Annotated in this window: 4 protein-coding genes; all 4 read right to left on the reverse strand. The window is 36.2% G+C overall.

Annotated elements, in window-relative coordinates; genetic code table 11:
* Positions 1-204: 204 nt before the first annotated feature.
* The gene (locus FYJ57_RS14910; RefSeq protein WP_087281279.1) at positions 205-1125 is read right to left on the reverse strand and encodes an alpha/beta fold hydrolase; all 921 of its coding nucleotides are present in this window, start codon (positions 1123-1125) and stop codon (positions 205-207) included.
* 92 nt (positions 1126-1217) lie between these two features.
* On the reverse strand, positions 1218-1532 hold the full coding sequence (locus tag FYJ57_RS14915) for a type II toxin-antitoxin system RelE/ParE family toxin (RefSeq protein ID WP_154433265.1): 315 nt from the start codon (positions 1530-1532) through the stop codon (positions 1218-1220).
* Positions 1522-1815 (reverse strand): type II toxin-antitoxin system RelB/DinJ family antitoxin, encoded by a 294-nt coding sequence (locus FYJ57_RS14920; protein WP_154433266.1) that lies wholly within the window; start codon positions 1813-1815, stop codon positions 1522-1524. The genes FYJ57_RS14915 and FYJ57_RS14920 overlap by 11 nt, the downstream gene beginning before the upstream one ends.
* Positions 1816-1862: 47 nt before the next feature.
* Positions 1863-2297: a class B sortase gene (locus tag FYJ57_RS14925; RefSeq protein ID WP_328597504.1), complete on the reverse strand. Its 435-nt coding sequence runs from the start codon at positions 2295-2297 to the stop codon at positions 1863-1865.
* Positions 2298-2478: the final 181 nt, after the last annotated feature.

A 2478-nucleotide genomic window follows, 5' to 3' on the forward strand; every position in this document is an offset into this window, starting at 1 on the left:
GCCTTATTAAAGTGCACCTAAAATGTCCGGTTATCTACATTTCATTCCAGAATTCGTGCTTTGCACGAATTCATCCTTGTTTTGGTTCAGAATTGCGAACGAGCTTAGCGAGTTTCGCAATTACCTATGTATATCATTCCATTCGTTTGAAAAATATTATACCAAACTCGCATATTTTCCACACTGAACAAAAAATAAATCAAATTACAAATGACAAATCAGCCAATGCCTGATATCGTCATAAACGTCTTCTTTGTCTGTCTCATTGATCAATTCATGTCTGTCATTTTTATAAAGTTTTATCGAAATATCCTTAATTCCTGCTTTTTTGTAGATTTCATAAACATTTTTAACTGCTTTTCCATAATTACCAACAGGGTCTTCTTCTCCTGCAATCAAAAATACAGAAAGGTTCTTCGGTATTTTTGCAATATTATTTGAATTCTGTATGAATGACAGCACGTCCAATAAAGTACGGTATCCATTTACCGTGAAGGAATATGTACAATACTTATCTGTGTTATATCTATCAACAATAGTTTCATCCTTTGTAAGCCAATCATTTGATGTCCTGACGTTTGGAATATGATTATTAAATTTGCTGAAAAACATATTTTTCAGCATCTTGGATCTATAGCGGTCTCCCTTAAAGAATTTAGTCAGCGATACCATTATTTTACCAGCTTTCAGTACACTTCCAGACTGGTTGCCTGTTCCGGAAATAATCACTCCATCCAACTCATTTCCATATGTCATTATATAGCGCCTTGCCATAAATGACCCCATACTGTGTCCAAACAAGAAGTAAGGAACATTAGGGTAATTTTTCTTTGCAAAACGGGTTACTTCATATAAATCTGCAACGACAGTTTCACTCATGTTGCTTGGACAAAAGTACCCCAAATCGTCATCTATTTTTGCCGTTTCTCCATGACCAAGATGGTCATTCCCAATTACAAGAATACCATATTGGTTTAAGTACCTTGCAAATTCATCATAGCGTTTTATGTATTCAATCATTCCATGAGAAATCTGAACAATTCCAATTACTGTAATATTGGGTTCCCAAATAACAACATGCAACTGATTCTTTCCATCTGAGGATGGTATATATAATTCCTTCATTATACTGCCTCCTTTCCATCGAAAAAGACATAAGAAAAAGGCCATCTATCGTCTTCACGGTAAATGACCTTTCCTAAGAATCCCATTTTCAATTAAATCATTTTGTTTTCATAATCCTGTAATTCATGAAAAATATTATCTACAAACACAATATCCTCAACAATTCGATACAGCATAAAATACCTATGTGAAAGAAAATTTATCCTTCGATACTCCAGTTCTTTTAATCGAGGATTATCACACGGCTTCAAACTTCCTGCAACACTTTTAAGGCTCCGAATAGTAGCCTCAAAATCATCCAAAACATTTTTCGCCGCCTGATCACTTTTTTTCACCATAAGCAAATATCTGATGTATTGATTTAGATCTTCTTCTGCATCTGCTGTTACTACTACTTTATATTCCATACTTTTCCCTCATATCAGCAATAACAGCATCCGCATATCGATAGTTACCCTTTGATGCAGATACTCTTGATTTCTCCAGTTTCTCCAACATCATTTCTTCAGACATGGCAGCATACGGATTATGCTCCACCCGTTTTATCTCAAATGGGAAACCGTTATTTGCAACAGCTTGTGTCAAAAACATCCGAATTGCAGAAGTAGTATCTGTGCCAAGATCTTTAAACAACTGGTCTGACTTACTCTTTAACTCATCATCAACACGTACTTGAATTGTACTAGCCATTCATTATTCCTCCATTTCTTTTTTATTATTATAATACACAATCATTGCTATTTCAATTCATTTGTATTGATTTTGCATCCAACTACAACCATCCGCCCGTTTTTATGCAAATACTCACAGGTAGAAAGAGTGATCAGTTTATCTCCATACCGGGCTGTATAACCTGTGTCGTAATATGACCGTTTTTTACATTCTTTGACAAATTCCAGATAATCCTCAGCATTTTCTGCCTTGGTAAAAGAGTAGTATTCAAAATCATGCCCGGTATACACCGGAACAGCAAAGGCTGCTATGATCTGATACTGTTCCTTCCCATGAAGTGTGCTGTACTGGATGATCGGATGTTCCTGATAGAATTCTTCTGACTTATAACGATCCAGAGCTGCAAACATTTTTCCTGAACTCATATGATGACCATAGATAATCAGGTTGTCTGCATCTTCCGGATCACAAAGTTCTGAGAGAAATGGTGTCCCACTCACATCGTATTCTTTCTCAAAATTTCTTCGGAGATAGAAGTTCTTTTCCTCCGGATGATGATTCCAGTCAGATTCAGCTCCTTGACAAACTCTTGATATCCGGTGCAGTCTTGATGGTTCCAGCCAAATTCACCGCCCTGTCGGATATCTCATTCTTATTCACTTTTATGATTTCTTTCCGGAA

This window comes from Oliverpabstia intestinalis, assembly GCF_009696065.1.
Lineage (GTDB): Bacteria > Bacillota > Clostridia > Lachnospirales > Lachnospiraceae > Oliverpabstia > Oliverpabstia intestinalis.

Coding starts and splice junctions, on each gene's coding strand:
- FYJ57_RS14915 (WP_154433265.1), bottom strand. CDS start 1,532: ATGGAATATAAAGTAGTAGTAACAGCAGATGCAGAAGAAGATCTAAAT.
- FYJ57_RS14910 (WP_087281279.1), bottom strand. CDS start 1,125: ATGAAGGAATTATATATACCATCCTCAGATGGAAAGAATCAGTTGCAT.
- FYJ57_RS14920 (WP_154433266.1), bottom strand. CDS start 1,815: ATGGCTAGTACAATTCAAGTACGTGTTGATGATGAGTTAAAGAGTAAG.